The organism is Thermodesulfovibrio sp. Kuro-1, assembly GCF_006538445.1.
Lineage (GTDB): Bacteria > Nitrospirota > Thermodesulfovibrionia > Thermodesulfovibrionales > Thermodesulfovibrionaceae > Thermodesulfovibrio > Thermodesulfovibrio yellowstonii.
The window spans coordinates 103,901-130,531 of sequence record NZ_BJKS01000001.1 but is presented as its reverse complement, the minus strand read 5'-3'; the positions used below and the strand labels follow the sequence as shown (position 1 = coordinate 130,531).

The window sequence follows — 26,631 nt, the reverse complement described above, 5'->3', positions numbered from 1 at the left end:
ATGCTTAAAGCTTTCATATGTGGTGGAAGTGGTTATACAGGAAGTGAACTCCTGAGAATTCTTGCAGGACATGATGAAGTTGAAATAGTAGGTGTTACAAGTGAAAAATCAGCAGGGTTAAGCGTTTCAGAGCTTTTCCCTGCTTTTTTTATCTATAAGAACCTTAAATTTGAAAACCTTCATATTGAAAAAATAAAAGATAGAGCTGACGTTTACTTTCTTGCTCTTCCTCATGGAAAATCTCAGGAAGTAGGAGCATTACTTGTAGAGGCTAACAAAAGAGTCATAGACCTTTCTGCTGACTTTAGGATAAAAGATTCAAAGGTTTATGAACAATGGTATAAAACTCCCCATTCCTATTCTGAACTCCTTAAAGAAGCAGTATATGGATTGCCAGAAATATACAGGGATAAAATAAAAAAAGCGAGACTTATTGCCAATCCTGGCTGTTATCCTACAAGCGCAATTTTACCCCTTTATCCTTTTTTGAAAAAAGAGTTGATTAACTTAGATACAATAGTGGTGGATTCAAAATCTGGAACTTCTGGGGCTGGGAGAAAAACGGAGGTAACTTTAAGCTACTGCGAAGTAAATGAGGATTTTAGAGCTTACAATGTGGCAAAACACAGACACACTCCTGAAATTGAACAAGAGTTAAGCTTTGCCTCTGGCAAAGACATAACAATAGATTTTACCACCCATCTTTTACCATTAAACAGAGGAATTTTATCAACTATCTACGGAAAATTAAACAAAAATATCACAACCAAAGAAGCCATAGAAGTATTGGAAGAAGCCTATCAAAATGAGCCCTTTATTAAAATTATGCCAGAGGGACAGGTTCCTGCTATAAAATATGTAAGAGGCACGAATTACTGCTATATAGGCGTTGTTGTTAATCAAAGAACAGGAAGAATAATTCTTATCTCTGCGATAGATAACCTTGTAAAAGGGGCTTCAGGGCAGGCAGTTCAAAACATGAATATCATGTTCGGAATTGATGAGACAAAAGCCCTTAAAAACCTTGCATTATCTCCTTAATTACTCCTCCCCCTAAAACAATATCCCCATTATAAAAAACTGCACTCTGACCAGGGGTAGGTGCAAATTGAGGTTTTTCAAAAACAACATTGGCTCTGTCTTTATTAATTAGGGTAACTGTAGCTTTTTCTGGATTCATTGCATAGCGAATTTTTACTTGGCAGCTAAATTCTTCTTTTTCTATATCACAAAGCCAGTTAAGCTCATTTACAACAAACTCTCTCATAAAAGCCTTTTCCTTAGAATCCACATAAACGGCATTTTCAGAAGGCTCTATCTTGACAACGTAAAGAGGATGGGGTGAGGCAATACCTAATCTTTTTCTTTGCCCAATAGTATAGAGATGAATCCCCCTGTGTTGCCCTATGATTTTTCCCGTAGACATTTCAATTATCGGACCTCCTTTTGTAGGTCTGATACTTTCGTAGTACCTTTTATCTCTAAGGAAGCATACCTCTGTGCTTTCTTCTGCTACCTTTGATGGAATCCCCACTTTTTCTGCTATTTCTCTTATCTTATATTTCGTGTATTCTCCCAATGGAAAAATAATATGAGATAACAAAGTCCTTTCAATTCCATATAGAAAATAGGACTGGTCTTTTTTGGGGTCAATTCCCTTCATTAAAAGGGGAATATTGTTTATTCTTACAATTCTTGCATAATGACCTGTTGCTATGTAATTCGCCTTAACTTTTTCTGCTAAGAATTTCAGCAGGGGAAATTTTATCTTTTTATTGCATATCACACAGGGATTTGGTGTAATTCCTTTTTTATAGCCTTCAAAAAAAGGTGTAATTACATCAGCTTTAAACTTTTCTCTTAAATCCTCTATATGAAGCTTTATATTGAGGAAATTAGCTGTCTGCTTTGCGAGTTCAATATTTGCAGGTTCATCAAAGAGAATAAAAAAAACTCCCTCCACAGCCATTCCCTTTTCTCTCAGTAAATAGGCTGCTACGGATGAATCAATGCCTCCACTCATTGCTAATAGAACTTTTTCCATAAGTCAGCTTTTGGTGATATAATTTATTATAAACTTTCTGGAGAGGTGCCAGAGTGGACGATTGGGGCGGTCTCGAAAACCGCTGTGGGGGTAACCTCACCGAGGGTTCGAATCCCTCCCTCTCCGTTATCCGATAAATTTTTGAAGTATTTTGTCTTCGTATTCTGGAAAATCCTCAAGATAAAAGGGACGCTTTCTGCCTATATTGAATTTGAGTAGTTTAAAATTGAGTTCTCTGATTTTTTTAATTCTCTCCTCATCGTTATCTATTGTTTTGAGTAAATCTTTTAAGTCTATTATCTCTTTTCTTATCTCCATCTCAGGAGGTATGCATCCTGCATTTTTAAGGATTTTATATGCGAGTCTTAAGTCTTCAGGAACAAAGCTCATGTCTTCAAATTTCAGGGGCTTTCCTTTATTTGGAAGGTCATCAAATAGCCCCTGTTCCATTGCTTCACGAATTTTTTCTTCAGCAATTTTTTCAAATATATTCATCATATTTTATGATGCCAGAAAAAACTCTATAAATGTCAAATCAGATTGAATTTCCGAAAAAACAATCTATATAATAAAAACAGTGAAAATTAATCTCAAAAAACTCTTAATAGTTTTTGTTATTTTGATTTTTATTTTTTCTTTAGTTTACATAGTCATAACAAAAACAACCAAATTTCCAGAAGGACTTATTATCCTAAGTGGACGAATAGAAGGCAGAGAAACAAATATATCCCCAAAAATTCAGGGTAGAATTACTAAACTTTACAAAGATGAAGGAGATACTGCCAGACAGGAAGAACTTCTTTGCGAGATTGACTCCGAACAACTTACAGCAAGATATAGAAATGCGGTTGAGACGGCTCAGGCTTATTATTCTTCAATTGCTCAGGCTCGAGCAAATCTTATAAAGGCTCAGGCTTCTTATGAGAAGGCAAAGAAGGATTATGACCGTTACAGTAGCCTTCTTAAAGAGGAACTTGTTTCAAAAAGCGATTTTGATAGAGTTAAAATGCAGTATGAATCAGCACAGGCTGAAGTTGAGGCAGCAGTTAAAGCTATAACTCAAGCAGAGTCAAGCTACAGAGCAGCTGAACAAAGAATAAAGGAAGCTCAGGCTGATTTGAATGAGACAAAGATTTACTCACCAGCTGGAGGAGTGATTTTAAGTAGACCTGTAGAGGTTGGCGAGGTTGTAAATCCAGGGACTGTGCTTTATGTAATGGTTGACCTAAACAAGCTTTATGTCAAGGTTTATATTCCTGAACCAGAAATAGGAAAGCTAAAGATAGGGCTACCAGCAAGAGTGTATATAGATGCCTATCCTGACAAATATTTCAATGGCAAAATCACAAAAATTTATGAGCAAGCAGAGTTTACTCCGAAAAATGTTGAAACAAAAGAAGAGCGAGTGAAACTTGTTTTTGGAGTTGAAGTTTCAGTTGAAAATCCTGAAGGATTGCTTAAGCCAGGAATGCCTGCTGATGTTGTAATAAAGTGGAAAGATGACGCACCTTGGATAAAGCCACGATAATATTTATCAAAAGCAAATGTCCACATCCTTTTTTGTCATTCCGAGGGACTAAATGTCCCGAGGAATCTCTAACAAAAAAAGAGCATCCTTTAAGTTTTTCATGCCATAAGAATAATAAAAAAGTGGCACATGATTGAGAAAAATTTTGTCATAAAAGTTGAAAATCTCTGTAAAAGCTATAAAAAAATCAAAGCAGTTGATAATGTTTCTTTTTCTGTTAACAAAGGCGAAGTTTTTGGTCTTATTGGTCCAGATGGTGCTGGAAAAACCTCAATAATACAGATTTTAGCGGGGGTGCTTAAGGCAGATGGTGGCAAAGCCTTTGTAAATGATATAGATGTTACAAAAAACCCAGAGAAAGTTAAAGCTCTTATTGGCTACATGCCTCAGGGATTGGGACTTAATCTTTATGACTCCCTTTCAATTGAGGAAAATATTGAGTTTTTCAGAGGACTTAGACTAATTCCTGATGAGGTATTTGAAAAAAACAAAAAAACATTACTTGAAATAACAAGGCTAACTCTATTTCTTCAAAGACAGGCAAAGGCACTTTCTGGTGGAATGAGACAAAAGCTTGCCCTTGTATGTACTCTGCTACATCTACCAGACATAATTCTTCTTGATGAACCAACAACAGGAGTTGACCCCCTTTCAAGGCAGGATTTCTGGAATATTATTCACGGACTTGTAAGACAAAGAGGTGTGACTGTTTTGCTTTCCACATCCTACATGGATGAGGCAGAGAGATGCCACAGGATTGCTTTAATGCATGAAGGAAGGATACTTCTTCAGGACAGACCTGAGGAACTGGGTAATCTGGAAAAGGTTTTCATAGAGAAAGTAGCAGAAGCAAAGCAAAAGGCTGAACTGAATATTAGTTATCCTTCATCATTCCGAGCCGAAGCGAAGCGTAGCCCTGAGCCGCAGGCGAAGGGTCTGCGAGGAATCTCCATAGAGGGTGGAAAAATTATCATTTCATGCCATTCAGTAACAAAAACATTTGGAAAGTTTAAGGCGGTTGACTCAGTTAACTTAGAAGTAGGGCAGGGAGAGATACTTGGACTTCTTGGACCAAATGGTGCAGGCAAAACAACTCTAATAAAGATGATGTGTGGACTACTTGAGCCAACAGAGGGAGAAATTAAAATTGCTGGCTATGATGTAAAAAAGGCCAGAAGCAAAGTCTGGGGTATTATCGGCTATATGTCTCAGAGATTCTCTCTTTACAGAGACCTTACAGTAAAGGAAAACATGAGGCTTTATGCAGGACTTTACAGTGTAAAAAATAATGACTTCAGCGGAGTAATTGAAATGCTTGGACTGAAAGGATTTGAGGAAAGACTAACCAAAGACCTTCCACTTGGAATAAGGCAGAGAGTTGCTCTTGCCTGTGCACTTTTACATGAACCACCTGTATTATTTCTTGATGAACCAACAAGCGGAGTTGACCCAGTTGCAAGGAGAAGTTTCTGGAAGATTATTTTTAAGCTTTCAAGAGACAAAAATGTAACAGTGATTGTTTCAACTCACTACATGGATGAAGCTGAAAACTGTGATAGCCTCTGTCTTATGCATCGGGGAAGAGTAATAGCAGAAGGAAGCCCTGAAGAAATAAAGAAAAACTCTGAAAAAATCTCTGGAAGCCTCATTCAGGTAAAGAGCGAAGAATTTATGGAAGTGTATGATTTACTCACGAAAAATTTTAAAGAAATCTCAATCTATGGTAGTAAAATATTCATAAGAAGTTTTGAACCTGAGGCTACCCAACAAAAGATAAATGAGATATTAAAAAATGCAGGGATTAAACAGTTTGAAACCACCCTTAGTCATGTTCCCCTTCAAGAAGCCTTTGTGGATTATATAAGGGAGAGTGAAAAAGATTAGGATTTTTGAATAAAATCCAGAATATGTTTGACATATTCAATAAAGTCGTCTTTATTTTTTCTGATTAAATTCAAGAGGAGATCCAGATCAATTTTTTCGTATCTGTGAACAAGCCTATTTCTCAATCCAACAACAGGTGCGATTTTTTTTGCGAAAGACTCTGGAAGAATATTATTTTCGGCAAGAATCAAGAAACTACTTTGAAAGTCAATGGATAATTTTAATGGCTGATATCTCATAATATGAGTATTAATATCAATAATTTCATCCACAATGAGCTGAATTAATCTTTCTATAGCTCTCAATCTTATGAAATCCTCTTTTATTTCTGAATCAGAGAAGGAAAGTATCTGTTCAAGCTCCTCGTAATATGATTTAATCAGAAAAAGTTTTGTTTTTATGAACTCCTTATCAATCACGGGCAAACTCCTTAACCCTTTCATTCAATATTTCACGGAGTATTTTACTTTCCTCATATTCATGTAAAGCGGACAGTTCAGCTTGATATAGTAGAAAACTATCTTTTACAAACAGGAGTTTATAATTATCAAAAATTTTCTTTTTAAGTAATGGTGAAGCAGTTTTTAAATCAACAAGATCAATTTTTTCAGTCCTTAGGATAGAGGAAAGTTCAAAGATAATATTTATTTTTTCCTCTTCAGAAAGCACATGGTCTGCATATACAGCAATATCAGTGTCACTTTCAGGGCTTTCCTTGCCTTCAGCCTTTGAGCCAAAAAGCAGGATAAAATGGATTCTGAATTTTTTTGCCAGTTCCTCAAATTTTTCCCTGTCTGAAGCATTCATATTTAAAGTATAGCATAGGACAACCCAATTTCAAGCATCCTTCTACTGTCCCCGATGATTATTTTAGTATGGGATTTCATGTATTTAAATTGATTTATTATATCAAAATTCATTACTCTAAAACCTATGAAAATGCCCAAACGTCTCCTTGCCATACTTAAAAAGGAATTCAGAGAGCTACTTCGCGACCCTCTTTATCTTAGTTTGGCTCTTTTTGTGCCTGTAGTAATAATGTTACTGATGGGATATGGATTGATTCTTGATGTAAAGAACATTCCTGTGACATTTCTTGATTTTGATCGTTCAGCTTTAAGCAGGGATTATAGATACTCATTTACAAACTCAGAGTATTTCAGGTTTTATGCACTTATAGATAGCTATGATGAAGCCTATGAATTAATTCAATCAGGTAAATGCAGGGTTGTCGTAGTGATACCTCCTGATTTTTCAAGGAAACTTTACAGCAGACAGAAAACTCAGGTGCAGTTTCTCATTGATGGCTCATTTCCATCACGTGCAGAAGTAATAAAAGGATATGTATCCGCAATTAAAAATCAGTTCAATCAAAGAATTCTTGAGGAGTATACTTCAATGAAAGGAGTATCAATACGATTTCCAATAGAAACTGAAATGAGAGCCTGGTATAATCCAGCACTTGAAAGTAAAAACTTTATACTTCCTGGAATGCTTGTCATAACTCTTATGTATTACCCTGTCTTGATTGCCTCATTGGTTGTTGTTAGGGAAAAGGAGTCAGGCAGTATTTTTAATCTTTACTGTTCACCTGTAAAAAAATGGGAGGTTGTCTTTGGTAAAGCAATACCTTACATAACTATATCTTTTATCACATACATTATTCTTTTCATAATCACAGTTGGGTTTTTTAAAGCCAAATTTATTGGAAACTTTTTTTTGCTTACTATTGCTACTCTGCTTTATCTTTCCTGCACAATTGGAATCGGGATATTTATATCAATGATAGCAAAGACTCAGATTTCAGCAATGCTTATTGCATTCTTGGGCACAATTACACCTTCATTTATGTATTCAGGATTTTTCTCACCAGTTACAAGCATGCCACTTACAGGTCAAATAATGAGCAAATTTATTACTGCAACATACTTTATCGGAGTTGTAAGAGGGGTGTATCTTAAAGGGCTTGGATTCAGTTATTACCTGCCTAATCTTCTATCACTTTTTCTCTATGCTGTTTTTGTATATTCTTTAACAATTCTATTTTTCAGGAAAAGAATAGGATGAGACTTCTTTCACTTATAAAAAAAGAGATGACCCATCTTATGCGCGACAGAGTCTTACTTTTTATTCTTCTATGGGGATTCACAGGCATGATATATACTGCGGGGCATGGAGTATCAATGGAAGTAAGAAATTTTCCAACAATTGTTTATGACATGAGCCATAGTCCTGAAAGTAGAGAACTGATTAGCAGGTTTCAAAAACCCTATTTTAAAATCCTTGCCTTTGTCCAGACTGACAGAGAAATCATTGATTGGCTTGACAGCGGGAAAGCCTCCATGGCTATTGTTATCCCTCCTGATTTTAAAAGAAAGATTGACAGCGGAGGAGCAAAAATTCAGGTAATTATTGATGGAACAATGTCTATGTCAGCAACTATGGCTGTTGCTTATGTATCATCAATAACATATAACTATGCCATAGAGGTTTTTGAAAGGAAATTGGGAGTAACTAATAGATTTTTCAATGAAATTCCATTTATAGATGAAAGAACAAGGGTTCATTTTAACCCAAATATTTTAACGGCATGGTTTATGAGCCTTCTTGAATTCTTTAATGTAACCACTATGGTTTCCCTTCTTGTAACTGCAGCAGCCCTTGTAAGAGAAAAGGAATATGGAACTATTGAGCAGCTTCTTGTAACACCTGCCAGGACATGGGAGATATTTTTTGCAAAGATAACTCCTACAATCTTTGCAGTGGGGGTTCTGTCTTTTTTAAGCATTTTTTTCGTGATTAAAGGAATTTTTAAAGTTCCAATAAGAGGTAGTTTATTTTTGTTTTATCCTGTGATGCTTTTTTATGTTTTCACCATGTCATCCTTAGGTATAGCCATTGCAACTGTGGCAAGAAATCTTGCTCAGTCAATGATGCTTATGCTTGTAATTCTTACACCGATGCTTATGCTTTCAGGTGCATGGACCCCTCCAGAGTCAATGCAGCCACTGATGCAGTATTTAAGCCTTATTTCACCAATGAGATATTTTATTGATTTTGGCTACAGTGTCCTTTTTAAAGGTAATGGAATAAAGTATGTCTGGCATGATATAGTGGGGATAATTCTTCTTGGTGCTGTTTTATTTGGTTTTTCAGTTTACCGTTTCAGAAAAACCTTTGCTAAGTAAATACTAAAAACTAAATGACAAAATCAGATAATGAGAGTTTAATCCTTCATTTGGCGAATATAATCCTCCATTAGAAAGATGCCTGAATCTATAAGAAATTTTTATTCCTGATTTAAACTCAACTCCTGCACCACCCATTAGACTAAATATAAAACAGCCACCGAATCTTTTATTTTCAACTCCATTGCGGGTTGTTATGTTTGCTCCAGCACCGGCCTCAATAAATGGTTTTATTTGTATACTTTCTGAAAAAATTTGTCTCAACATAGGTGCTACTCCTACCACCACTGTGGTGTTATTATCATTAATTATTTCAATATTTCCTTCAAGATGTAGCCAGAGATTTTTCATCTCAGGAATTTTGAAATTTACTGCTGGAGCAATAAGAAACTGATTTGTAGATAAACTTTCAAGAAGATTTCTTCCGTAACCAAATCCTAATTCAAAATTTTTATCCTGTGAATAAGAATAAAAGGGTAAAAATAGAATAGATGAAGATAAAAAAATGGCAAATAAATAAATTCTGCATATCATTTTTATACCTCCAAGAGAAAATATTATATTATCTATTTGTGAGTAGAATTCTATTAAATTTGAATTGTTTTCTAAAATAAAATCATAGGAGAGGGTATCAATAAATTTTTCCATAGGATGAACTGCTAATGGGTCAGGGGAGGGTTTAATAATTTTTATGAGTTTGCCATGAAATAGTTTTATTAACTCTACTTCATTTTCAAATTTCACATCTTCAATAACTATTTTTTTATGCCCATTAGACAACAACTCACCAATTTTCCGTAGCATTTTTTTTACAAGATAATTTTCATCAACATATTCTCTTAATATTTGCATTAATTTCAATGTAAGCCATCTTGAGTACATGGTTTTTTCAATATATAATTCATTTATACTGCACATTTTTGACATAACTAATATGTTTTTAATAAAAGTCTCAAAAGAATACTTTATAAATCCATGTTTCATTGCAAGATAATCTGCTGCTATCGTTTTTCCTGAACCTTCTTCCCCAATTAAGCCAATTACAGTTATTTTTTTCATGACTGCTTTATTGTTTACATATTTATAATTGCAACTGTTGGCTCAAGACATCTGTTTATTACTGCTGAACTTACACCACCAAAAATTAGACTTTTCAATGCAGAACGACCTTTTCTTCCCATGATTACAAGATTGTAATTATGTTCCTGTATATCTCTGACTATTTCTTCAGCAGGTAATCCAACGAGGATTTTAGTTTTAATCAATTCAGGAGAGATACCTTCTTTAAGAAAAACATTTTGGGCTTTTATGAGAATATCTTTTGCTTCTTCCTCTGGGTCTATACCCTGTCGTATTCTTTCAAGATATAAAGAAATATTGACTACTCGTAAAATGGTAATTTTTTTTATTCCTTTAACAAAGTTTGCAAGACATGCACCATGCTCAACTGCTTTCATAGAATATTCCGAGCCATCAACAGGAATAAGGATATAAGGAACTGGGCAATGATTTTCTTCATAAATTTTTTGTCCTACGATATATATATTTTGATTTTTTAGACTGCAGATAACTTTGTTTGAAACACCGCCAAGAATAAGACTTTTTATTTCTGACATACCCCTTCGGGACATCATGATAGCAGAGAATTTTTGTTCCTTTGTAATTTCAATTATTTTGTTTCCTGCATCTCCTTCTTCTATTTCTTGTTTTATTTCTCCTTTAAAACCTGCTTCTTTTAATATTTCTGCATATTCATGTAAAAAAGGCTCAATGAATTCTTTAATATATTTTTCTTTGCTTTTTTTAAAAAATTCATAATCCTTAATATCCTTTTCTTTCAAATGTATACTTTTTAAAATTTCACTTAAATGTTGACCTGTAATGACATGAAAAAGAGTTACTTCAGGGAGAATATTTTCCATTTTTGAAAGTAATAAGCCAGTAAAATTAACTGCCCTTCTTGAATGCTCACTTCTGTCCACAGGAAGTAAAATTTTTTCAAAAAAACATTTTTTCATTTTTATTCTCCTCCTCCAATAACTTTATATAAGGTTAATAGATTTGCATATTTTTGAAGCTTTACACTGTTAAGCTGCTGTTGTGCTTGAAACAATGACCTCTGCGCATCAAGGACACTCATGTAGCTGTCAATTCCGTTTTCATATCTTATTTTTGCAAGCCTGTAGGTTTCACTAAGAGAGTGCACAAGAGATTCAATTGCCTGTAGCTGTTCATCTACTGTGCCCTTTACTGCTAAAGCATCGGATACTTCTTTGAAAGCTGTCTGAATGGTCTTTTCATAATTAACAAGAGCAATCTGTCTTTCAACCTTTGCAGCTTCATGGGCTGCCCATACTCTTGCATCAAAGATTGGCATTATTGCCTGTGGTTGAATACTCCATGCCTTAGAACCTCCTTCAAATAGGCCTGAAAGTTCAGCAGATGCTGTCCCCAAGAGTGTTGTAAGTGAAATCCTTGGGAAAAAGGCTGCTCTTGCTGCACCTATCTGGGCATTGTATGCCTTGAGTGTGTGTTCTGCTGCCATAATATCAGGACGATTAAGGAGTATATCAGAAGAAAGACCCGGTGAAATATCCTTTGGAGAGGCTAAGCTGTCAAGCCCTTCTGGCAAGAGCTCTTCAGTAAGTATTTCCCCAGCAAGAAGGTCAAGGTTGTTTTTATCCTGAGCCAATGCCTGTGTATATCGTGCTAAAGCTTCACGGGCTGTATCTACCTGTGTCCTTACTCTGTGAAGGTCTATTTCTGAAATTACTCCCACTTCATATCGTTTTTTCATTAATTCATAGTATTCCTGTTGAGCTTTAAGGGTTTCCTTTGCCAGTTTGAGATTCTCTTTATCAGTTGCATAGGTATAGTAGGCAGTGGCAACAGCAGAGATTAAAGCAAGTCTTACTCCTCTATGCGTCTGTTCTTGGGCAAGATACTGCTCAAGTGCCATTTCTTTTAGACTCCGAAGCCTTCCAAATAAATCAATCTCCCATGCGGTAATACCAAGACTTACACTGTATTTTGAAGTTGTCTCTGCCTTGCCTGTGCGTGAAAGGTCTGCAGGGGTTCTCTCTCTATAACCTGTGCCTATTGCATCAACTGCTGGAAGAAGTTCTGCCCTTTGAATACCATAATAGGCAGCTGCTCTTTCAACATTAAGGGCTGAAAGTCTCAGGTCTCTATTGTTGGATAGAGCCTTTTCAATGATTTTCTTAAGTTTTGCATCGGTAAGAAACTCATTCCATTTAAGTTCTGTGGCTTTTGGTGATTTTTCATAATTAATGGAACTATAGGCATCACCATGAGGCCATTCTTTAGGCACAGGTGCATCAGGCCTTTTGTATTCGGGAATCATTGTGCAGGAAAGAAGTAACAGGGGCAGTATGAAAATTACAGTCTCTTTCGTCATTCTGAGCTTGCAAATCAGGCTAAGAATCTCTTCCTTTCTCTCTTTGAAAAAAAGAGAGATTCTTCGCACCCATTGAGGTTGCTCAGAATGACAGATTGGAGTAACTCTTTCGGTTAACACAATAGATTGGCAAAAGTGTTCCTTAATCTTTCTTAACCTCATTTCACTGTCCTTACCTTGTTTCTGTTCCCTTTGTCATTCCGAGCCGAGCTGAGCCTTAGGCGAAGGGTCTGCGAGGAATCTCCTCCTTTGTAAGAGATTCCTCGGGACATCGAGTCCCTCGGAATGACAGCAAAAAAACTGTCAATGCCTTCATAACGAAAAAAATGTTTCATGACCCTTTTTGTTTTCATTTCACTGTCCTTACTTTGAAAAACTTCAAAATAAGCACGAAGAACAGAGGAACAAAAACTATGCTTATGAATGTTCCTGCAAGAACTCCGCCTTCAATAGCAACTCCGATTGCATTCATCGCTCCTGAACCTGCGCCTCTTGCTATGGCAAGTGGAAGAATTCCAAAGAAAAGTGCAAGGGATGTCATGATTACCGGTCTGTATCTTATTGTTGCTGCCTCCACTGTTGCTCTCTGAAACTCCTCTCCCTGTTTGATTCTATCTCTTGCAAACTGAATTATAAGAATGGCATTCTTTGAAGAAAGCCCCATTGTTACAAGAAATCCTATCTGGAAATAAACATCATTATGAAGTCCCATAAGCCATGTTGCCAATGCAGAACCAAATATACCAAGAGGAAGCAGTATTAAGTTTGTAATAGGAATTGTCCATGACTCATAAAGGGCTGCAAGACAGAGAAATATGACAAAAACTGAGAAAGCATAGAGAATAGGTGCCTGTCCTGTGGCAAGTCTTTCCTGATAGGATGAACCTGTCCATGCATAACCCACACCCTTTGGAAGCTTTGAGACGATTTCTTCTACTGCCTTCATAGCCTCTCCTGAACTTGTTCCTGTAGCAGGCTCACCCCATATATTCATAGAGGGAAAGCCGTTGTATCGCTCAAGTCTTGGCGAGCCATAGATCCATCTGCCTGAGGCAAAGGAGGAAAAGGGAACCATTTTCCCATCGTTATTACGCACATAAAGGCGGTTCATGTCTTCTGGAAGCATCCTGTAGGGAGTGTCTGCCTGAACATAAACCCTTTTTACTCTACCACCTTTTATAAAATCGTTAACATAGCTACTTCCAAAGGCTGCGGATATGGTGTTATTGATTGAAGTAATAGGCACGCCAAGTGCTCCAGCCTTCTGCCAGTCTATATCAACCTTATACTCAGGGATATCATCCATACCATTGGGTCTTACATTTTTAAGTCTTCTGTCTTGATTGGCAAGATACAGGAACTGATTTCTTGCCTCCATAAGTTTCTGATGCCCAAGTCCACCCATATCCATGAGTTGAAGGTCAAAACCTGTTGCATTACCAAGCTCTATAATTGATGGTGGAGGGAAAACAAATATCATAGCTTTCTTATTCTGTGAAAAATGCATCATTGCCCTTGCCTGAAGAGCCTTAACCCTCAAAGCTGAACTATCTCTTAAATGCCAGTCTTTGAGTTTTATAAATGCTATTCCTACAGATTGAGCCCTGCCTGAAAAGCTTATTCCTCTTGCAGTCATTATGGAATCCACTGCATCCTTTTCTTTTTGAAGAAAATAGTCCTTTACCTCTGATAAAACTTCTTCTGTCTGCTCAAGAGTAGAACCTGAGGGTAGTATTACCTGAGCAAGCATTATTCCCTGGTCTTCTTCAGGAAGATAGGCAGTGGGAAGTTTCATTAAAATAAGCCCCAGTACTACAACGATAATTATATAGACGAATATATAAACAGGAACTTTTCTGAAAGAGTTTTCCACTACCTTTGTATAGACAAAGCGGGATTTGAAAAAGAAGCTATAAAATTTTTCATAAACTAAGTTAAAGTAGTAAAAAATATTTTTTCTTTCCCTCTGCTTTTCACTGTGAGGTCTAAGAAAGGTAACACAGAGTACTGGTGCAAGAGTGAGTGCAACAAAAACAGAAAGCAACATAGCTGAAATGATTGTGATGGCAAACTGCCTGTAAATTATTCCTGTTGAGCCCTTAAAAAATGCCATCGGTGCAAAAACAGCAGAGAGAACCACACCTATTCCAATAAGTGCACTTGTAATCTGATCCATTGATTTTATAACAGCCTCTCTTACAGGAAGCTTTTCTTCTCTCATTATTCTTTCCACATTCTCTACAACAACTATAGCGTCATCAACAAGAAGCCCAATTGCCAGCACCATGGCAAACATGGTAAGCATATTTATTGAATAACCCGCTAATCCCAGCACAGCAAAAGTGCCAAGAAGGACTACCGGAACAGTAATTGTAGGTATAAGAGTGGCTCTCAGGCTTCCTAAGAAAAGCCACATTATGAGAAAAACAAGAACTATCGCTTCTATGAGTGTTTTTACAACTTCATTTATAGCAACCTTCGTGAAAGGCGTTGTATCATAGGGATATACAACCTTTACTCCTGCTGGAAAATTTCTGCTTAACTCATCTATCTTTTTCTTTACTTTATCAGCCACATCAAGGGCATTTGCTCCTGGAAGTGGTCTTACAGCTAAGGCAGCAGCAGGTTTACCATTGTAAAAGGCCTCTATATCGTAATAGTCTGTGCCGAGCTCAACTCTTGCAACGTCCTTTATCTTTACTGATGAACCATCTGGATTAATTCTTACAGGGATTGCTGCAAACTCATCGGGCTCTTTGAGCATGCTCTGAACTATTATGGGAGCATTAAGTCTCTGTCCTTCCTTTGCTGGTGCACCTCCGAGCTGTCCACCTGAGACCTCCACATTGTAAGCTTTTATTGCTGAGACTACATCACTAATTGTGAGCCCATAGCTTACAAGTTTGTGAGGCTCTATCCATATTCGCATTGCATAGGGAAAGCCAAAGGTTTCAACCTCTCCAACCCCTTCTATCCTTGCAAGCACTTTTTCTACATTGGATTTGAGATAGTCCCTCAGGTCATAGGCATCAAGCCTTCCATCCTCTGAAATGAGTGAGACAATCAAAAGATAGTTTCTTGTTGCCTTCCCTACACTTATTCCTGTCTTCTGAACAGCCTCTGGCAGGCTTGGCATAGCAAGTTGAAGCTTGTTCTGAACCTTTGCCCATGCAAGGTCTGGGTCTGTGCCTGGTTCAAAGGTAAGCTCTATTCGGCAAGAACCTGAAGAGTCACTCACAGCAGACATATAGAGGAGTCTGTCAAGTCCTGTCATTTTCTCTTCAATAATCTGGGTGACACTGTTTTCAACAGTTTCAGCAGAAGCACCAGGATAGGTTGCTTGAATATAAATTGACGGAGGAGCTAAAGATGGATACTGGGCAATGGGAAGATTGTAAATGGCAAGGCAGCCAGCACCCATTATGGCAATTGCAATAACCCATGCAAAAACTGGTCTGTCAAGAAAGAATTTAGATAGCATTATCTACTCTGCTCCTTCTTTTGTTCGGCATAAGGCACAGGTTTAACAGTAGCACCAGGCATTATTCTCTGAACACCCTCAATAACAACCTGCTCACCCACCTCAAGTCCCTCTGAGACAAGCCATCTGTCACCTATTGCACGGTCAACTTGAATTGGTCTTATCTGAACCTTGTTTTCCTTGTCAACTATATACACAAATGGATTACCCTTTGTATCACGGAAAACAACCTGCTGAGGAACAAGAATAGCTTTTTTGTTAATACCTTCCCGTATAACTGCCCTTACAAACATTCCAGGCAACAAAACTCCCTTTGGATTTGGAAATATTGCCCTCAGAGTAACCGAGCCTGTTGTTGGATCAACTGTTACATCCTTGAACTGCAATGTTCCTTCAAGAGGATAGGCTGTTCCATCCTCAAGAATGAGCTTAACTTTATTCTGCTCTTTGCCAGCATATTTAAGCCTTCCCTGCTCAAGCCTTTTCTCAAGCTCTCTTAGTTCTTTTGTTGACTGAGGAATGTCAACGTAAATTGGGTCAAGTTGCTGAATCCTCGTGAGTTCCTGTGCCTGATAGGCAGTGACAAGAGCACCTTCTGTAACATTTGATTTGCCGATCCTGCCTGATATGGGCGCAGTTATCTTTGTATATCCGAGATTAATCTGAGCATTCCTTACCTGTGCTTTCAATGCCTCAATCTCAGAAAGGGTCTGCTCATACTGAGCTTTAACATCATCAAACTCCTGCTTGCTTATGGCATTTACCTTTATTAGTTCCTGATAACGCTCATATCTTGCCTTTACTGATTGAAGATTTGCCTCTGCTCGGGAGAGTGCTGCTTTAGCATTGTCATAGGCTGCTTTGTACTGAGCAGGGTCAATCTGATAGAGAACTTCTCCAGCCTTAACATTGCTTCCTTCAGTAAAGTATCTTTTAAGAATTATTCCGCTTACCTGAGGCCTAATCTCAGCAATCTTGTAGGGAGACGTTCTTCCGGGAAGTTCTGTAGTAAGAAGAATCTCCTCTGGGTCTATTTTAATAACCGATACTTCAGGTATCTGAGGCATAGGCTTTTTCTTTTCACATCCTAAAAGAAATAAGGCAAACAAAATAGGAAACAAAACTAACATTATCTTTATCCGCATTCTAACACCTCTTTATTTAAGCTTCAACTTTTTCTGTCATTCTAATCATAGTTTTTCATTTTCCTCATGTCATTCTGAGGGACTCAATGTCCCGAAGAATCTCTCTTTACTTTCAGTAACCCATTGAAAATAATCTTTACGCATTCATCGGGGTCAATGAGATTTTCAGGGTCAACGACAACAGAAAGCACATATCCTCTTAGAATATGCATAATTAACTTTGCAACCTCCTCTGAATTACATTCAGTAAAATCACCTGAGTTTATGCCTTCATTAATCAATTTTTTTAACAGCATTTTTTCCGTTTTAAAAAATTCTCTTTTAATCTCCACCCCAAAAGTAAATCCGTGCTCTTTGCTGTGCATCAATATAAGTTCCCTATTTTCTCCTGCAAATTCAATGACTTTTTTAATATATTCCTTCAATGCCTCCCCGGGGTTGGCAGTATCCTGAAGAATAGGAGAAATCCTATCGTGTAATTCTCTCATTTTCTCCTTAATCAGAAAAAGAGAAAGTTCTTCTTTATTCCTGAAATAAAGATAAACCCCTCCCACGCTTATACCTGCTTCTTTAGCAATCATTCTCATAGTAGCACCATTGTAGCCATATTGGGAGAATACCTTTATGGCTGCATCAATTATTCTCTTCTTTGATTCATATCCTGAACGCCTGCTTATGTTAACTACCTCCAATTTTAAAAATTATTTTTTAGATTTCTTTTATAAGATATTGCCATACATTTCTTTCAAAAAAACTTCCCTCAACATTTTCTTCCATCTCAAGAAACATTTTAAAAGGAACAGTAAAAGTAAGAAGATTATCTCCAAGCTGTTTTTTTACATGTTTTCTTGCTGAAAGGTCTGTAAGACCAATAACTGCTCTCTGGAAATCTGATTTTGCTTCTCTGTAGGCGTATATTCCTATTGTTTGACAGCCTGCACCCCATGGAACTACTACATTCTCAAAGCTTTCTCTTCCATAACCGGAAAGAACAACAAGGGCTGAAAGCTGAAGTGGATTAACAGGAAATACAACAACCACAGGTTCTTTTTCCTGTAGATTTACATCCTTTAAGGGTTTGAAAATCACATATCTTGCAGGAACTTCCATTATTGGAAGCTGTTCAACAAATTTTTTAACATTTTCAGGAGTTTTTAAATATCTCTCTCCTTCAAGAAACTCCTCATAGAATTCTTTAGTTACATGGGGTTTAATTTGTTCAGCTACATTTTTCCCAATCTCCCATTCTTTGTTACCTGAGGATAAAAAATAATAAAAACAATCTATGCCTCCCAAAAAATCTAAATATTTATTTCCGAAACCAAGACCAACCGCACCACCCCAGCAACCATATGTGTTTTTATCAAAAACAGCTACTTTACCCTTTACAGCATTTGCAAACAACCACATAACACAGCCCCATTTACCTTCTCTAAATTGCAAGGCATTTTCTGGTCTTTTATCTGACCATATGATTGCCACAGGATTTAATTCCATTTTTAAAGCCTTTGCTATTTTGCTTTCCATATTTCAGCCCTCCTTTTTTATTTTTGAGACTGTTCAAAAACTTGTAACCTATTGAAATTCAATAAATTACAAGCCCTAAAATTTTTCAATTACCTCCATCTGTCATTCCGATGAGCGTTAGCGACGAGGAATCTCCTCTTTCCGATTTAAGGAGGAGACCCTTTGCTTACGCTCAGGGTGACCCTAAGGGTCAGATTCCTCGCACCCATTGAGGGTGCTCGGAATGATCATTAGTAATTGAACATCCTCATTTATTTCAAAAATTTTAGTTCTTCATTTTGTATTTACAACTGAACATCTGTTCATGTGAACTGATGTTCAGTTTATCAGAAAAAAATTAATTATGTCAAGAAAGTATTGAACTCTTATTAAAAAATAGGTTACACTTCATTATAAATTGCTTTATAAATTTTAAGGAGGGCATTATGGATACAGCATTAGTAGTAAGCGAGAAAAAAACAGGCGGAGATATAAAAATTCTTCAACTTGTGACCTTTACTCTTGGTGGTGAAGAATATGCTGTTGACATCCTTAAAGTTCAGGAAATAAACAGAATGAAAGAAATAACAAGAGTTCCAAATGCTCCATACTATGTTGAAGGAGTGATTAATCTTAGAGGTAAAGTTATTCCTGTTATTAGCTTAAGAAAGAAATTTGGATTGCCTGAAGAAGAAGAAACTTCAAAACAGAGAATTATGATAATGGATATTCAGGGTATAACTATCGGACTTATTGTTGACTCAGTTTCTGAAGTTTTAAGAATATCAACTGATATAGTTGAGCCACCACCTCCGATGACTTATTCTGTAAGTTCAGAATTTATATGGGGTATTGCAAAACTTGAAGACAGGCTTATCATATTGCTTGATATGGATAAACTTATTGGAAGAGAAGAAACTGAAGGAATGGTTGAGGCTACAGAAAAAGCGGCTATTGAGGGATAAAGTTTCTATTTCCTTTGCCTCGCCAGCATGGTTTCATAAATTCGTCACGGAAAGAATATATTTTCCCGTTTGATATGTTATGAATTGACCTTGCGATGAGAAAAAGTTCTCCATTTTTTGAAAAAAACTTTGCACCATGCACTACTACTTCATCACCAAGTTTAAGTTCTATTTTTTCCTGCGCAATATACCAGCCTGGAGCTGTCAAAACATGATATATTTTATCTTGCTTTAAAATACCTATTACTATAGGTCCATGCTGTCTTTGAATAACTTCAGCAATTTTACCTTTAATAGTTATTTCTGTATTTAGATCATAGCTTTCCTCAAATTGCTGAGCCATTGCAAATTTTCCTATGGTTATTAAGAAAAACATTATGAATATACTCCATCTCATCATTTTAGCCCTTTAAAAGGGGGCTTTATGCCCCCTTTATTTTTACCATCCACAGATTCTTCTGATATTTAAGCCTTTTTTACCACCGGGTGCATATGGGAGACCCATTTCATAAGCCTTTTTGTGCATTTCAACTCTTAAGTTTGCTCTTTCTTGCTCTTTTTGCTTGATAGCATTCCAATCAGGATTTGGCTGTGCCCAGAGGGTTAAAAGCTCTCCTCTTAGTTGTAAGTCTTTCTGATAAAGTGGTTGAACTTCCTTGCAATATTGCTGTGCTTTAGCAGAGTCAATGCCAGGAGGATACTGAGGTCCCATCATTCCTTTCTGAGCAAAGGATACACCAACTGCAAATACTGTTAATATAGCCATTAGTGTAAATACTGTTAAAAACTTTTTCATCTTTAAGCCTCCTTAATTTTTAATAGAGGGGCAAAGCCCCTCTTATTTTACCAACATTTACCACAATTTCCAAATCCATGCATTCTACCAAATCCTGGTCCATATCCAATTCCGTATTCCTGTGCTTTCTTCTGAAACTCTGTCATAACTTTTGCCATTTCCTGTTTTTTCTGAGATATAGCATTCCAGTCAGGATTTGGCTGTGCATAAAGCTGCATCAACTCTCCTCTTAATTGGAGCTGCTTCTGTCTGAGAGGGAGAGTATCATTATAAAAATTTTGAGCTTTTTGAGGATCAACTGACGTATAAGCAGGACAGCCATATCCACCATAACCAGCACCTTTCCATGCGTAAGCTGCTCCACCTATCAGGGCAATTATAAATGCGACCACCATTATCATTGTAAGTGTTTTTTTCATCATCCTTCACCTCCTTTCATGAATTTTTTTATTTATTAAATAACAATTTATATGCCAGAATTGAAATGCTTTGAATTTAAAAGGATTTTTTAAAAATTATTAGTATAGAGAAGACTTTATTTTTGCAAAAATTGCATTATTTTTTGCAAATTTTGCAAAGCTCATTGGAAATAAAAGCAAAATCCTCAATTGAAAGTTCTTCGGGTCTTTTTATTGGGTTTATTCCAATTTTTATTAAAAACTCCTTAGGTTCATCAATAATTGATTTCAAAGAGTTGGATATCATTTTTCTTCTTTGCCCAAAAGCTGATTTTACAATTTTGAAAAAAAGTTTTTCATCTATCACTTCAACAGGTGATTTATCTCTTCTGTCCATTTTTATTACAGCAGATTCAACCTCAGGAGGAGGATTAAAAAAACTTGCAGGAATATAAAACTTTATCTCAGCCTGTGTATAATACTGAGCTATTATGCTTAAAGCAGAGTAAGCTTTTGTAGATGGTTTTGCTGCCAATCTCTCTGCGACTTCTTTCTGAATGGTAAGAGTCATAGATATTAGATTCTTTAGTTTTAGAAGTTTGAAAATTATAGGTTTTGTAATGTAATAAGGGATGTTAGCAACAACTTTAAATTGTCCAATTTCTTCGTATGGGAATTTTAAAGCATTCTCATTGATAAGCACAAGATTCTCTTTTCCATAAAATCTCTCTTTAAGAATTTTATAAAGAACAGGGTCAATTTCTATTGCAATTACTTCTTTAGCATTTTTTAATAGAATTTCTGTTAAATCTCCCATTCCAGCTCCAATTTCAACAACTTTGTCATTGCTATTGATTTCTGAAACTTTTACTATTTTTTCAAGAATCTCAGCATTTCTTAAAAAATGCTGTCCAAGTTTTGGTTTTTTCTTGCTTATAGTTTTATGCATTTTTGATCTTTATTTTCTCTATTTTTATTTTGAGAGTTCTATTTTTGTAATAAACAGATATGCTTGAAGGCATATTAAGTGTAGTGCCATCTTCAGTTTGAATTTTTTTATATTCATTATAGATGATTAATATTGTCTGATTATCAACAGTAAGGGTTTGTTTTAAAGGCATAAAGCCATCTTTTTTTAAAATAATAATTCTTTCTCCATCCTTTAAAAAAAAGTTTTCAGAGTCTTCACTTACTGTAAAATTACCATTCCACCATATAAAGCCTTTTCTGATTCCAATTGCGAGTTGCTTTAATCGGTCTTTTTCAATCAGAAGATTTGATGAAACTTCTCCATTTTCTTCATAAATCTCACCTGCTGGAAACCCCATATAGTAAACTCTTAGCAGAAGCTCATTCTTTGAAATCCTTAATGAGGCATCCCCATTTAACACACTGTTTTTTGTTTCATACTGAAGATTTAATACTCCCTCAAGAGAATCATAAATCTGCATTTTTTTAATGAAATCTGCAATATTTTCAGCATAAAATTCCTTGACTGTAATAGGCTTTTTTTCAGCACAGCCCCAAAATAGAAAGATAATCAGGCTAACTGCCAATAATTTCAATAAGTTCATTTATTGACCCTACACCTTTTATTTTTAAATTGAATTTTTCTTTAAGTCTTTCAAGATTACTCTTAGGTATTATGGCATGTTTCATTCCTATTCGTGAGGCTTCTTTTAGTCTCATTTCTGTCTGAGAGATTGCTCTAATCTCTCCACTTAATCCAACCTCACCAAAAATAACCATTCCTTCATGTAAAGGAATATCTCTGAAAGAAGAAACAATTGCTGAAATAACAGCTAAATCAGAAGACGGTTCTGTAATTTTAAGTCCACCGACAACATTTACAAATATGTCTGCTCCTGCGAGATTAATTCTGCCCCTTTTTTCTAAAACAGCTACAAGTAGATTAACTCTCTGATAATCAACTCCAATAAAATTTCTTCTTGGCATACCAAAGTTTGACGGAGCAACAAGTGCCTGTATTTCTGTAAGAATTGCTCTTGTTCCTTCTATAGTTGCTGTGATAGCAGAACCACTGTTTTGAGAATGCTCGGAAAGAAAAATTAGTGAAGGATTTTCCACCTCAATTAATCCTGTTCCTGTCATCTCAAATACACCTATTTCATTTGTTGGTCCGAATCTGTTTTTTACGCTTCTTAAAATTCTGTATGCATATCCTCTGTCCCCTTCAAAATAAAGAACTGTATCTACAAGATGCTCAAGCACTCTCGGACCTGCAATTGCTCCTTCTTTTGTTACATGTCCTATAAGAAAAACAGGAATACCTTTCTGTTTAGCAAAATTTATGAATTTTGTAGCAGACTCCCTTATCTGACTCACTGAACCCGGTGCTGACATAGCGTCTTCTGTATAAACTGTCTGAATTGAATCAACTACTAAAGCATTCAATTCTTCTTCTGAAGCCCAATCAAGAATTTTTTCCACAAGTGTTTCACTGAGAAGAAGAATATTTTCTGAAATAGCTCCAAGTCTTTCAGCCCTTAATTTAATTTGTGTGAGAGATTCCTCTCCTGAGACATAAAGAACCCTGCCATATTTTTTCGCAAGATTATCAGTTGCCTGTAGCAGTAGTGTGGATTTTCCAATTCCCGGATCCCCGCCAATTAAAACAAGAGAACCTCTTACAACTCCTCCTCCAAGAACTCTGTCAAGTTCTGAAATGCCTGTTGATAGTCTGTCTGAGAGAGTGATTTTGATTGAACTAATAGGAACAGGTTGAATATCTTCTAAAGTTTTCAATCTCGCTGTTTCTGCTTTCTTACTTATGCTTTCAGCTTCTATAACTTCTTCAACAAAACTGTTCCATGCTCCGCAATCAGGGCATTTGCCTATCCATTTAGGTGAAATATATCCGCAACTTTGGCATTGAAAAACTCTTTTTAATTTTGGCTTCATGAGTTAATGATAATTTATTTTATTTACTTTTTACAAAACTTGGAAAACCTTTTAGTTTTCTCTCCTTTGAAATTAAAAGTATATGTCATAAATATTTTCATTTAAATAAATGGTCATTCTGAGCATGGTTAAATGCTCAGAATGAATTCCGTGAGTAATTGTCCACCTCTGTTTGTTATTCTGAAGCTCTGAAAAAGGTGAGCAATCTATTTTTTAAGATGAATGAGCCTCTTTTATACTTGTTATAAATAGACAATTACCATAAGCATAGCTCCTGTAATAACACACATGAGCAAGACAGGTACTAAAACTGCTTTGATAAACTGCGCTTCTTCTTTTCCACCTACTCCTATTGTTGCAGCAGCATTTGTTATTTTGGACGGTGTTATAGCGGATGCTATACCTCCACCTACTGCATGAGCAGCATAAATCCACATAAAAGCATTTGCTCCAACTGTTGAAAGAGTTGCTTCCCATTGAATCTTTGCAAAAAGAACATTTGAAGCTGTCTCACTTCCACCAACAAAGGCTCCAAACAATCCCAAAAACGGAGCTATAAAGGGATAGGCAGGACCAAAAATATTTGCAAGTGTTATTCCTATTATTCTATCCATGTTATATTGGGCAAAATACTGTGATGGAACAAGTTTTCCATTAACCACCTCCATTGCAGACCATGCCATAATAAATGCTACAGCAAAGAAAAGAGAGTATGCAAGAAAAGGTCCCCATATTCTTGTTATCCAAAGTTTGAAAACATTGCCTAATTGTTTGCCTGTTGGTTTCAATATAAATATTGAAATAATTGAAACAACCATTATCCAGAACCATACATTTCCGAGAATATTCAAGTCTTCCTTTTTATCTGCTATGATTCTGATTACTTCTGTCTGACCTAAAATGTTTTCAAGATTCATTTTTAAAGAAGGGATATTCACAATGAGAGATATTATTATTAGCAAAATAAATGGTAGGCAAGCTTTGAACATTTCTTTATTAAAAGGAAGATTGGTATCTGTTGCTCTATTATTATGCTTGCGATAAATAAAATAAACTGTAATCATGGTGATTAATCCTGATATAATTCCTATTATCTCTACAGGAAGAATTCTGAAACCAGCAATTACTAAAGCAGAACCTGATAACACAAGCCCTGAAATCAATGCTGCTTTCCAGTTTTTCTTTATAGCTTGTTTCCCGCCAACAACTTTCAACATTAAAAAAGCAAATATTATGGATATAACAGGTAAAAGAACCGTTACTTTAAAAGTATAATCCCAAATAAATTCATTTAAATTTTCTATTCCTGGAGGTTTAATGCCAAATGCCATTGCAACTTTTGAAGGTAATGTTAAAGGAATTGTAAAAAGAGCAAATGAAGTAAGAGGGTCATAACAGAGTATGCTTACACCAATGGCTGCAATAGGAGAGAATCCTAGCAATAAAAAAATTGGTGGAAACATTGCAGGAGTTACCATACCCAATGATGTACTTAAAGAACCAAATCCCATACCAATGAAAAGAGTCTGCTCTTCTTTGTTTCGGGCAATTCCTTTTACGTATTCAATAATTTTCTTTAATGCTCCTGTTTCTCTCATTAAAAATATAAGAAACATTGTAAAAACAACAGCAAGAGAGATTCCAAATGCTTTAACAATTCCTGTTAGTGTGGCACCCATTATAACATTCCATGGAGTTTTAAAGTAGTAAGCAGCTACAATTACAGCAAGAATCCATCCAATAACAGAAACAAAACTGCCTGAACGATAAAAAACAAGCATACCGATCAGAACAACAAGAATCGGGAAAAGCGATAAAAAGAAATCCATTTTAACCTCCTACGAATAATTTTTGTTATAAACTTTATATGTATGGGTTTTACCCAGATAAGATGCTGGCAGAGAAGGACAGCTCCATTTCACCTGGACTTTTAAGTCCTTTCGGGAGTTTGTTGCCTCTCTGCCTAAATCATGATAAGTTGGTTGGGCTTTGTAGCCCTCGTCATCATGGAGGATTGGTAGGCAGATGCCCTTCTCTGCTTTATTACTTAAATTGGAGGTGCCCATATGAGCAATTTTAAAGTTTTTGTCGGTATTGATATCTCCAAAGAAAGTTTCTCTGCCTGTGCTATCCACTCCCCAGAGGAAATCATCTTTGAAGAAAAATTCCCTATGGACTCCCACGGATTTAAAGCTTTCATCCGCAAACTTAGTGCTTTCCCTAAGGAGTCTATTCTTATCGGTAAAGAATCCTCTGGCTGCTACTATGTTAATCTTTTTGTCTACCTTAGTCAAAAAAACTTCAACTGTGTCGTTCTTAATCCTCTTATCGTTAAAGGTGTTCAGAGTATGGAAATCAGAAAAACCAAGACTGACCGCTCCGATGCCCGTAGAATTGCCTTTGCTCTTTATACTGCTCAACATAGCCTTCCTCAGAAGTCCTTCCTGTCTCATGAGTTTCGTGAGCTTGCTCGTGAAAGAGAAAGACTCTCTCAGCAGATTGCAAGGCTTAAAAATGATATCGAAAAAGCTCTGGTTGTCCTCTTCCCTGAGCTTGAAAGAAGAGTAAATATCTACACTGAAGGCATCCTGAGGCTTCTTGAAAAATATCCTTCTGCATGGGCACTTAAAGCTGCTAAAACCTCTGATATAGAAAGACTCCTTTGCTTTAAGAGGGGTAGAGCACTGAGTGTTACTGCTCAACAGATTAAACAATGGGCTCAAGACTCTATTGCTCAGTTCTTCCCTGTAAGAGAGATACTTCTTCAGAGTAAGATTAAAGAGCTTTTCTTCCTTGAAGAGCAGCTTGAGGTAATTACTGAGCAACTTAAACGTTCCTGTGAGGAAGCAGCCCTCTGTCAGGATATTGAAATTCTTAAATCTATCAAAGGAATAGGTGACACTACTGCAATGCATTTTATTGCTGAAATTGAAAATATCAATAGATTTAGCTCTCCGAAGAAACTGATTGCCTACTGTGGAGTTGACCCCACGGTTTATGAATCTGGAAAGTTCAAAGGTAGTAGCAGACTTTCTAAAAGAGGGAATAGACATCTCAGAAGAGTGCTCTGGCTTATGGCTGTCTCTGTAGTGATGTATAACAGTTACTTCAGGGAGTACTTTAACCGTAGAAGGCAACAGGGACTTCCTTACAAGAAAGCAATCCTTGCTGTTGCTCATAAGCTTTTGAGAGTAATCTATGCCATGCTTAAGAAGAAAACTACCTTTAAAGTTTCTCATTTGCCTTCACCATGTATGTAAGGAGGTGCATTTTTCATAGTTGACTCCTGAAAAGTTTTGAGAAATTAAAAAACGTGATATTTTAAACAATTTTTTATAATAAAAATCAACCCATGT

General features: G+C 36.3%; 25 protein-coding genes and 1 tRNA gene. 8 read left to right on the top strand and 18 right to left on the bottom strand.

Going from position 1 to position 26,631, the window contains the following annotated elements:
* Window positions 1–1,041: an N-acetyl-gamma-glutamyl-phosphate reductase gene (gene argC / locus FLY87_RS00655; RefSeq protein WP_141266086.1), complete on the top strand. Its 1,041-nt coding sequence runs from the start codon at window positions 1–3 to the stop codon at window positions 1,039–1,041.
* On the opposite strand, the gene mnmA is transcribed toward argC, so the two are convergent.
* Window positions 1,016–2,044: a tRNA 2-thiouridine(34) synthase MnmA gene (gene mnmA, locus FLY87_RS00650; protein WP_012545186.1), complete on the bottom strand. Its 1,029-nt coding sequence runs from the start codon at window positions 2,042–2,044 to the stop codon at window positions 1,016–1,018. The genes argC and mnmA overlap by 26 nt on opposite strands.
* A gap of 39 nt (window positions 2,045–2,083) precedes the next feature.
* Here mnmA and FLY87_RS00645 point away from each other — a divergent pair.
* Window positions 2,084–2,170: transfer RNA gene (locus tag FLY87_RS00645), tRNA-Ser, on the top strand.
* Here the strand turns inward: FLY87_RS00645 and FLY87_RS00640 are convergent.
* Entirely contained in the window at window positions 2,171–2,539 is a 369-nt protein-coding gene (locus tag FLY87_RS00640) for a DnaJ family domain-containing protein (protein ID WP_028842486.1), read from the bottom strand.
* Between the two features lie 82 nt (window positions 2,540–2,621).
* Between FLY87_RS00640 and FLY87_RS00635 the strand changes: the two genes are divergently transcribed.
* A complete protein-coding gene (locus FLY87_RS00635) occupies window positions 2,622–3,572 on the top strand; it encodes an HlyD family secretion protein (protein ID WP_012545543.1) in 951 nt (316 codons plus the stop codon).
* A 129-nt stretch (window positions 3,573–3,701) separates the two neighbouring features.
* Window positions 3,702–5,456 (top strand): ATP-binding cassette domain-containing protein, encoded by a 1,755-nt coding sequence (locus tag FLY87_RS00630; RefSeq protein ID WP_141266085.1) that lies wholly within the window; start codon window positions 3,702–3,704, stop codon window positions 5,454–5,456.
* Here FLY87_RS00630 and FLY87_RS00625 read toward each other — a convergent pair.
* Window positions 5,453–5,875, bottom strand: coding sequence for a DUF86 domain-containing protein (locus tag FLY87_RS00625; RefSeq protein ID WP_038059172.1), 423 nt, complete (start codon window positions 5,873–5,875; stop codon window positions 5,453–5,455). The two genes, FLY87_RS00630 and FLY87_RS00625, sit on opposite strands and share 4 nt — an antisense overlap.
* A complete protein-coding gene (locus FLY87_RS00620) occupies window positions 5,868–6,263 on the bottom strand; it encodes a nucleotidyltransferase domain-containing protein (protein WP_141266084.1) in 396 nt (131 codons plus the stop codon). Before FLY87_RS00620 ends, FLY87_RS00625 begins: the two co-directional genes overlap by 8 nt.
* A gap of 132 nt (window positions 6,264–6,395) precedes the next feature.
* Between FLY87_RS00620 and FLY87_RS00615 the strand changes: the two genes are divergently transcribed.
* Window positions 6,396–7,523 carry an ABC transporter permease gene (locus FLY87_RS00615; protein ID WP_255446949.1) on the top strand — a complete coding sequence of 376 codons (1,128 nt, stop codon included), beginning with the start codon at window positions 6,396–6,398 and terminating at the stop codon, window positions 7,521–7,523.
* Window positions 7,520–8,644, top strand: a complete 1,125-nt coding sequence (locus FLY87_RS00610) for an ABC transporter permease (protein ID WP_141266082.1) — start codon at window positions 7,520–7,522, stop codon at window positions 8,642–8,644. The genes FLY87_RS00615 and FLY87_RS00610 overlap by 4 nt, the downstream gene beginning before the upstream one ends.
* Before the next feature lie 3 nt (window positions 8,645–8,647).
* On the opposite strand, the gene FLY87_RS00605 is transcribed toward FLY87_RS00610, so the two are convergent.
* The 7 genes from FLY87_RS00605 to FLY87_RS00575 form a co-directional block, all read right to left on the bottom strand.
* Window positions 8,648–9,703 carry an acyloxyacyl hydrolase gene (locus tag FLY87_RS00605; protein WP_141266081.1) on the bottom strand — a complete coding sequence of 352 codons (1,056 nt, stop codon included), beginning with the start codon at window positions 9,701–9,703 and terminating at the stop codon, window positions 8,648–8,650.
* Window positions 9,704–9,717: 14 nt separating this feature from the next.
* Window positions 9,718–10,662: a universal stress protein gene (locus FLY87_RS00600; protein ID WP_141266080.1), complete on the bottom strand. Its 945-nt coding sequence runs from the start codon at window positions 10,660–10,662 to the stop codon at window positions 9,718–9,720.
* 2 nt (window positions 10,663–10,664) lie between these two features.
* Window positions 10,665–12,062, bottom strand: coding sequence for an efflux transporter outer membrane subunit (locus FLY87_RS00595; RefSeq protein ID WP_141266079.1), 1,398 nt, complete (start codon window positions 12,060–12,062; stop codon window positions 10,665–10,667).
* 349 nt (window positions 12,063–12,411) lie between these two features.
* Entirely contained in the window at window positions 12,412–15,543 is a 3,132-nt protein-coding gene (locus FLY87_RS00590; RefSeq protein WP_141266078.1) for an efflux RND transporter permease subunit, read from the bottom strand.
* Entirely contained in the window at window positions 15,543–16,688 is a 1,146-nt protein-coding gene (locus FLY87_RS00585; RefSeq protein WP_141266077.1) for an efflux RND transporter periplasmic adaptor subunit, read from the bottom strand. Before FLY87_RS00585 ends, FLY87_RS00590 begins: the two co-directional genes overlap by 1 nt.
* An 83-nt stretch (window positions 16,689–16,771) precedes the next feature.
* Entirely contained in the window at window positions 16,772–17,380 is a 609-nt protein-coding gene (locus FLY87_RS00580; RefSeq protein ID WP_141266076.1) for a TetR/AcrR family transcriptional regulator, read from the bottom strand.
* Window positions 17,381–17,396: 16 nt separating this feature from the next.
* Window positions 17,397–18,215 (bottom strand): DUF169 domain-containing protein, encoded by an 819-nt coding sequence (locus FLY87_RS00575; RefSeq protein ID WP_141266075.1) that lies wholly within the window; start codon window positions 18,213–18,215, stop codon window positions 17,397–17,399.
* 425 nt (window positions 18,216–18,640) lie between these two features.
* On the opposite strand from FLY87_RS00575, the gene FLY87_RS00570 reads away from it, so the two are divergent.
* Window positions 18,641–19,159 (top strand): chemotaxis protein CheW, encoded by a 519-nt coding sequence (locus tag FLY87_RS00570; RefSeq protein ID WP_028842473.1) that lies wholly within the window; start codon window positions 18,641–18,643, stop codon window positions 19,157–19,159.
* On the opposite strand, the gene FLY87_RS00565 is transcribed toward FLY87_RS00570, so the two are convergent.
* The 7 genes from FLY87_RS00565 to FLY87_RS00535 all read right to left on the bottom strand — a co-directional run bounded on the left by FLY87_RS00565 (window position 19,146) and on the right by FLY87_RS00535 (window position 25,104).
* A complete protein-coding gene (locus FLY87_RS00565; protein ID WP_141266074.1) occupies window positions 19,146–19,535 on the bottom strand; it encodes a hypothetical protein in 390 nt (129 codons plus the stop codon). The two genes, FLY87_RS00570 and FLY87_RS00565, sit on opposite strands and share 14 nt — an antisense overlap.
* 63 nt (window positions 19,536–19,598) lie before the next feature.
* On the bottom strand, window positions 19,599–19,955 hold the full coding sequence (locus FLY87_RS00560) for a Spy/CpxP family protein refolding chaperone (RefSeq protein WP_012546564.1): 357 nt from the start codon (window positions 19,953–19,955) through the stop codon (window positions 19,599–19,601).
* Between the two features lie 47 nt (window positions 19,956–20,002).
* Window positions 20,003–20,374 carry a Spy/CpxP family protein refolding chaperone gene (locus FLY87_RS00555; RefSeq protein WP_181405953.1) on the bottom strand — a complete coding sequence of 124 codons (372 nt, stop codon included), beginning with the start codon at window positions 20,372–20,374 and terminating at the stop codon, window positions 20,003–20,005.
* Between the two features lie 136 nt (window positions 20,375–20,510).
* Entirely contained in the window at window positions 20,511–21,302 is a 792-nt protein-coding gene (gene rsmA / locus FLY87_RS00550) for a 16S rRNA (adenine(1518)-N(6)/adenine(1519)-N(6))-dimethyltransferase RsmA (protein ID WP_141266072.1), read from the bottom strand.
* On the bottom strand, window positions 21,295–21,927 hold the full coding sequence (locus FLY87_RS00545) for a hypothetical protein (RefSeq protein ID WP_028842469.1): 633 nt from the start codon (window positions 21,925–21,927) through the stop codon (window positions 21,295–21,297). The genes rsmA and FLY87_RS00545 overlap by 8 nt, the downstream gene beginning before the upstream one ends.
* Window positions 21,899–23,275, bottom strand: a complete 1,377-nt coding sequence (radA, locus tag FLY87_RS00540) for a DNA repair protein RadA (protein ID WP_141266071.1) — start codon at window positions 23,273–23,275, stop codon at window positions 21,899–21,901. The genes FLY87_RS00545 and radA overlap by 29 nt, the downstream gene beginning before the upstream one ends.
* A 242-nt stretch (window positions 23,276–23,517) precedes the next feature.
* Window positions 23,518–25,104: an L-lactate permease gene (locus tag FLY87_RS00535; RefSeq protein ID WP_141266070.1), complete on the bottom strand. Its 1,587-nt coding sequence runs from the start codon at window positions 25,102–25,104 to the stop codon at window positions 23,518–23,520.
* Window positions 25,105–25,341: 237 nt separating this feature from the next.
* Here FLY87_RS00535 and FLY87_RS00525 point away from each other — a divergent pair, with 237 nt between their 5' ends.
* Window positions 25,342–26,535 (top strand): IS110 family transposase, encoded by a 1,194-nt coding sequence (locus tag FLY87_RS00525; RefSeq protein WP_141266069.1) that lies wholly within the window; start codon window positions 25,342–25,344, stop codon window positions 26,533–26,535.
* Window positions 26,536–26,631 lie beyond the last annotated feature (96 nt).

Bases quoted from the DNA above. Each gene is read 5' to 3' on its own strand.
- FLY87_RS00605 (WP_141266081.1), bottom strand. From the start codon at position 9,703: ATGAAAAAAATAACTGTAATTGGCTTAATTGGGGAAGAAGGTTCAGGA.
- FLY87_RS00595 (WP_141266079.1), bottom strand. From the start codon at position 12,062: ATGACGAAAGAGACTGTAATTTTCATACTGCCCCTGTTACTTCTTTCC.
- FLY87_RS00545 (WP_028842469.1), bottom strand. From the start codon at position 21,927: ATGAACTTATTGAAATTATTGGCAGTTAGCCTGATTATCTTTCTATTT.
- FLY87_RS00575 (WP_141266075.1), bottom strand. From the start codon at position 18,215: ATGGAAAGCAAAATAGCAAAGGCTTTAAAAATGGAATTAAATCCTGTG.
- FLY87_RS00590 (WP_141266078.1), bottom strand. From the start codon at position 15,543: ATGCTATCTAAATTCTTTCTTGACAGACCAGTTTTTGCATGGGTTATT.
- FLY87_RS00570 (WP_028842473.1), top strand. From the start codon at position 18,641: ATGGATACAGCATTAGTAGTAAGCGAGAAAAAAACAGGCGGAGATATA.
- FLY87_RS00620 (WP_141266084.1), bottom strand. From the start codon at position 6,263: ATGAATGCTTCAGACAGGGAAAAATTTGAGGAACTGGCAAAAAAATTC.
- FLY87_RS00615 (WP_255446949.1), top strand. From the start codon at position 6,396: ATGCCCAAACGTCTCCTTGCCATACTTAAAAAGGAATTCAGAGAGCTA.
- FLY87_RS00555 (WP_181405953.1), bottom strand. From the start codon at position 20,374: ATGAAAAAAACACTTACAATGATAATGGTGGTCGCATTTATAATTGCC.
- FLY87_RS00565 (WP_141266074.1), bottom strand. From the start codon at position 19,535: ATGTTTTTCTTAATAACCATAGGAAAATTTGCAATGGCTCAGCAATTT.
- mnmA (WP_012545186.1), bottom strand. From the start codon at position 2,044: ATGGAAAAAGTTCTATTAGCAATGAGTGGAGGCATTGATTCATCCGTA.
- argC (WP_141266086.1), top strand. From the start codon at position 1: ATGCTTAAAGCTTTCATATGTGGTGGAAGTGGTTATACAGGAAGTGAA.
- FLY87_RS00585 (WP_141266077.1), bottom strand. From the start codon at position 16,688: ATGCGGATAAAGATAATGTTAGTTTTGTTTCCTATTTTGTTTGCCTTA.
- FLY87_RS00640 (WP_028842486.1), bottom strand. From the start codon at position 2,539: ATGAATATATTTGAAAAAATTGCTGAAGAAAAAATTCGTGAAGCAATG.
- FLY87_RS00560 (WP_012546564.1), bottom strand. From the start codon at position 19,955: ATGAAAAAGTTTTTAACAGTATTTACACTAATGGCTATATTAACAGTA.
- FLY87_RS00610 (WP_141266082.1), top strand. From the start codon at position 7,520: ATGAGACTTCTTTCACTTATAAAAAAAGAGATGACCCATCTTATGCGC.
- FLY87_RS00535 (WP_141266070.1), bottom strand. From the start codon at position 25,104: ATGGATTTCTTTTTATCGCTTTTCCCGATTCTTGTTGTTCTGATCGGT.
- radA (WP_141266071.1), bottom strand. From the start codon at position 23,275: ATGAAGCCAAAATTAAAAAGAGTTTTTCAATGCCAAAGTTGCGGATAT.
- FLY87_RS00525 (WP_141266069.1), top strand. From the start codon at position 25,342: ATGAGCAATTTTAAAGTTTTTGTCGGTATTGATATCTCCAAAGAAAGT.
- FLY87_RS00600 (WP_141266080.1), bottom strand. From the start codon at position 10,662: ATGAAAAAATGTTTTTTTGAAAAAATTTTACTTCCTGTGGACAGAAGT.
- FLY87_RS00630 (WP_141266085.1), top strand. From the start codon at position 3,702: ATGATTGAGAAAAATTTTGTCATAAAAGTTGAAAATCTCTGTAAAAGC.
- rsmA (WP_141266072.1), bottom strand. From the start codon at position 21,302: ATGCATAAAACTATAAGCAAGAAAAAACCAAAACTTGGACAGCATTTT.